Annotated in this window: 4 protein-coding genes and 1 pseudogene; 1 reads left to right on the top strand and 4 read right to left on the bottom strand. The window is 49.9% G+C overall.

Annotation, left to right across the window (positions count from 1 at the left end):
* On the top strand, positions 1–325 hold a 325-nt coding region (locus V6C93_RS28200), incomplete at its 5' end, for a HEAT repeat domain-containing protein (RefSeq protein WP_333479995.1).
* A gap of 36 nt (positions 326–361) precedes the next feature.
* Here the strand turns inward: V6C93_RS28200 and V6C93_RS28195 are convergent.
* The 4 genes and pseudogenes from V6C93_RS28195 to cpeB form a co-directional block, all read right to left on the bottom strand.
* Complete coding sequence (locus tag V6C93_RS28195; RefSeq protein ID WP_333479994.1) at positions 362–976, bottom strand: HEAT repeat domain-containing protein; 615 nt, start codon at positions 974–976, stop codon at positions 362–364.
* 54 nt (positions 977–1,030) lie between these two features.
* A complete protein-coding gene (locus tag V6C93_RS28190) occupies positions 1,031–2,311 on the bottom strand; it encodes a HEAT repeat domain-containing protein (protein WP_333479993.1) in 1,281 nt (426 codons plus the stop codon).
* A 267-nt stretch (positions 2,312–2,578) separates the two neighbouring features.
* Positions 2,579–3,073, bottom strand: coding sequence for a C-phycoerythrin subunit alpha (gene cpeA / locus V6C93_RS28185; protein WP_015184557.1), 495 nt, complete (start codon positions 3,071–3,073; stop codon positions 2,579–2,581).
* A 69-nt stretch (positions 3,074–3,142) separates the two neighbouring features.
* Positions 3,143–3,343, bottom strand: a pseudogene (gene cpeB / locus V6C93_RS28180) (C-phycoerythrin subunit beta); the annotation flags it as partial.

Raw genomic sequence — 3,343 nt, 5'->3', positions numbered from 1 at the left:
TGTGGCACAAGAGCAGTCCGATGAAAAATCTTGCAACCTCCTGGTTTCATCTCTGGCTGACCCGGAACCACTCATTCGTACAGAGGCAGCGGCAGCCTTGGGGCAAGTGACCTATCCTCCCGCTGTTGAGCCTTTAATTCGAGCCGTTCAAGATACTGATTTAGACGTGAGGAAGGCGGCTATCAACTCCCTCGGCAAAATTGGCGATCCTCAAGCCCTTGAACCATTACAAGCGGTTCTGAATGACGAATTAGAAGTCATTCGGATTTTGGCAAAGCTGGCGATCGCTCAAATTGAGCGCCGACAGACACAAGATGATTGGTGATGGAGGAATGATGGTGATTCTCCCTCGCATCTACTTCTACTGTTCTCTCCTCTGAAACTTCATCGTCATTTCCAGGCGAGACAAGGCACTATTGGCAGACTCCCGCACATAGGAGTCGGTTGACTCATCCTCAATCAGGCGTTGAAGTACATCCACTCCCCGGCTATCCCCGATCGAGGCCAGGGCATTTACAATTGAGATTCCCAGTGCCGGATTATCAGTTGTTTGCAAAGCTTCAATCAAGACATCGACAACTGGAGAACCAATCTCGCCCAGTGCCATCACGGCGGCAATATGCACCACTGGATTGGCATCCTGCAAAGCCGTTTTCAATCCAAGAACTCCTTGTTCAGGAAAGGGAGTTTCTGGATAATTGAGGGCAACTTGCGCCAGGGCTTTGGCGGCACTACCCCGAACCGTAACATTTTCACTCTTGAGCAATGCCTCGACCAAGGGAGGCACAGCATCCATTCCGATCGCCCCCAGCGCTTTGACGGCTGCCCGACGATAGGTCGTATCTTCCTCGTCTAGAATGCTCATTAGGCGGGAAATCGTGGTTTCATCCTGGTTTTGGGCGAGTTCCCACATGGCCTGTTCACGCAGGTGGGGGTTCGGGTGCTTTAGTTGTTGAAAAAGTTCTTCCGTTGTCATACTCAGGTCTTAAAGATGAAAAATTTGAGCGCTGGGCTAGATATCTTTGCCTTTTTAACGTTTAACCTTTAGTTTTGAATTGGCTTTTTCTCGGATCAACCAATCCTGATCCTTAGCGACTCGTTCGTAGCCACTCTCGTCGCCAAAGCGTTCCAAGGCCATCAATGCCGCATACTTCAGATCCCAGATGTTGGTTTCCAGACAGGCTTGCAGATCGGGAATCACTCGGCGATCGTCCAGTTCAGTTAAGGCGATCGCTGCTGCGGCGCGTGATTTCTGAAACTGGGGTTGCTTGTTATGCAGGGCTGCAATCAGTAGATCGTAGGCTGGAGCATGTTTCAGCCAGCCAAACAGCTTGATCACATGGAAGTGGGCACCATAGTCATTTTTGGCTTCTTCTGCATAGGTCGCAAACAGAGCGGCAGGAGCCGCCTCAGCGTGATGCTCAAGTATCGTTTTGCTTGCCAGATAGCAGCGCCCAAAGTCAGTTTCGTACAACTCTTGCACCAAAAATGGTAGTGCAGGCGGTTGGTCGTAATGATGCACTAAACTCAGATCATTGGGATGATCGCGTAAGGTCTGCTCTAAATAGGGTTGAATCGTTTCAAAGGTGATGGCTCCGGCAGAAATTCCAGCTTCTGCCAACATCCGAATTCCCCGCAGCCGAAACACCAGGGATACCGGGCATCGAGCAATATCGGGAATGGCATCATAATACCGGGCATCGATCAAATCCTGAATGGACAAGCGTCGCGCTAATACATTTCGGTGTTGTAACATGGCTACGACCTTCGGCATTTGGTCATAGTCTCTCGTGAAGCGACAAACGGCAGCAATCGCCGCACTTGCGGTAGGTGGGTCAGCATCATCAACAAAGCGGCGAATCTGTTCCAAGGCTGGCTGATAATTCAACTTGGTTAGAGTGTGAATAATCACCCGGTAGGTTTGCCCAGGCCGATTGAGCAACTGAGCTACATCTTCCAGAATGACCGCTTCCTGAGTCCCAATTTCGCCAATCGCCCAGACGGCATTTTCTACCGTGTAGCAGTCTCCATCACTCAAGCAGGAGTGAATCAGTGGTAAGGCTTGTGCAGCTTGGAGTCTACCCAATGTTTCTACTGACTTTCGGCGCACGATTCGGTTCTCTAGTGTTGGGTCAGTTTGTTCTACTGCCCGCATCAAGGCATGAATTGAGCGCTGCGTAGGGAAGTTCACCAAATGGGAAGCCGCGATGTAACGCGAATCATCCTGACTCACCTGATCTTGGGGTGTATCTAAAAGGGCGATCGCCTGGTCTTCCGTCAGATTAAAGAAATTAAAAAAGCGTTTATCCATAAATCAGCCTAGGAGCAGATACCTGTCAGCTTTTAGCCAGTACTCTTCTTACGGGTTGCGAGTAGCTGACAACAGATAGCGTGAAGGAGCCAAACTTGATATTACGCCTACAAGTGGTTACTGATCGACAGCTCTATTCAAACACAACAAACCTGGAGATTCTTTGCCATTACTTAACCCTAACAGGCAAAGCAAAAAGCCAAGAACCTCCAGGCCGAAAATACTAGGAATCTACCCTGTCACAAAACCACCAATCCACCCATTAGGTTAGGACAGAGAATTGATTGCGTAGTCAAGCAGTGCATTGTACTCGGTCAGAGCCTGAGCTGACATATCACGAGGAGCACAGCCACGGTTGCGAGCGAAGCTCAGAGCTTCAACGTAAGGAGCAGTGGGCAGACCCAGAGCGCGATACACTTCACGCTGACCAGCAATACCCCACTCATCCAGAGGACCGGTACCACCGACAACCAGGCAGTACTGAATTAGGCGCATGTAGTGCTTGATGTCGCGAGCACACTTGGCTTTGAATGTGTCGGTGGAGTTGGCTTCACCAGCATTGTTTAGGTAAGGATATTTTTTAATGCAAGCATCGTAAGCTTCACGAGCTACGTTGTCGAGGTTGTTAGCCAGCTTTTCAGCCGCTTCCAGACGCGCAGCCGCCCGCTGGATGGAACCTTGAACGGATTCCAGATCAGAGGTAGTGGGGAAACGACCCGCTGCATCAGCAGCCGCAATCACGGTGGTAACAACTGATTTCATTTCTTAAATCTCCGATAATTTAGAGTGTTGATTGTGGTTTAGTTTTTTTCAAGATCTACTAGCCAGTGACTAGCTCAGTGCGGAAATCACACGATCAAAGTAGCTGGAAGCTTCAGCCACCAAGCTGGCGCAACGATCTTCTACCACAGGAGATCCCATTTTGCGTAGTTTAGAACCAGCAAACGCTTCGCTGGGAGTATCTTTGATGTGAGCAGCAGCTTGAGCCTTCATGATCTGAACAGCACGCACGGTAGAGGTGGTGGGTACACC

The sequence above is a fragment of the Allocoleopsis sp. genome (assembly GCF_036703385.1).
Taxonomy (GTDB): domain Bacteria; phylum Cyanobacteriota; class Cyanobacteriia; order Cyanobacteriales; family Coleofasciculaceae; genus Allocoleopsis.
The sequence above is the reverse complement of the archived record's forward strand: the minus strand, read 5'-3'. Positions and strand labels throughout refer to the sequence as shown.